General features: G+C 51.9%; 1 protein-coding gene. It reads right to left on the bottom strand.

Features of this window, described 5'->3' with window-relative positions; genetic code table 11:
* Positions 1–96 precede the first annotated feature (96 nt).
* Positions 97–335 (bottom strand): TrmH family RNA methyltransferase (locus FDX22_RS31450; RefSeq protein ID WP_304571781.1); only part of this gene is annotated, 239 nt, incomplete at its 5' end.

The raw sequence follows: 335 nt of genomic DNA, 5'->3' as shown, positions 1-335 counted from the left end.
GTCGCCTTAAGTATGGCCAGTCAGAGAAGAGAGTGCCTGGGATTAAGGTCACAAAAAAGCCATCCCGAAGGATGGCTTAAGAGAAGGAGGAATCAATTACCCGCGCTGACGAACAGCTTCAAACAGGCAAATTCCTGTCGCAACAGAGACGTTAAGCGATGAAACACTCCCGGCCATTGGGATGCTGATCAGTTCATCACAGTGTTCACGGGTCAGACGGCGCATACCTTCGCCCTCTGCACCCATTACCAGCGCCAGACGTCCGGTCATTTTGCTCTGATACAACGTATGGTCAGCTTCGCCTGCGGTACCAACGATCCAGATGTTCTCTTCCT

The sequence above is a fragment of the Citrobacter sp. TBCS-14 genome, from assembly GCF_005280805.1.
In the GTDB taxonomy this organism is placed as follows: domain Bacteria; phylum Pseudomonadota; class Gammaproteobacteria; order Enterobacterales; family Enterobacteriaceae; genus Citrobacter; species Citrobacter gillenii.
This window is presented reverse-complemented; position numbering and strand designations above follow the sequence as displayed.